The 398-nt window shown below is 54.0% G+C and carries 1 pseudogene; it reads right to left on the bottom strand.

Annotated features, from left to right (window positions below):
- Positions 1-118: 118 nt before the first annotated feature.
- A pseudogene (locus EXE45_RS21940) lies at positions 119-398 on the bottom strand (hypothetical protein); the annotation flags it as partial.

Genomic DNA, 398 nt, shown 5'->3' with positions numbered 1-398 from the left:
AGTTTACCCCTGAGTAAACTACGAATCCCAATCTGCTTAACCAACAATATCGTCCTATTGTCTCCTGTGTTGGTTAATAGAACCGACCACCTCCCCACGACTGATAGAGACGCAATCACTACCTTGGTTCCCCGCAGATACACTCGTGTCCCTGTCGGGATCGCCCAATAACGTACGCATGAATCTCGGTGGCGAGTTCGTACATCGCGTCTGTACGCGCTGCTGAGGCGAGCCCATCCTGCTAGTATGTTTTTGCTCGGTGGTCGCGCCAGAGATCAGCGAGAAAGGCCGCTATCGATTCGTCGAACACACCAACTGCTGCCGCCTCGCGGTAGACACCAGGATGTGTGCCAGGGAGATAATCCGGCTGTATCGTGCCTCGTTCGAGAAGCCGGAAT

It is taken from the genome of Halorubrum sp. SP9, from assembly GCF_005435015.1.
In the GTDB taxonomy this organism is placed as follows: Archaea; Halobacteriota; Halobacteria; order Halobacteriales; family Haloferacaceae; genus Halorubrum; species Halorubrum sodomense.
Note: the sequence above shows the minus strand (reverse complement) of the source record. Positions and strands in the feature narration are given on the sequence as shown.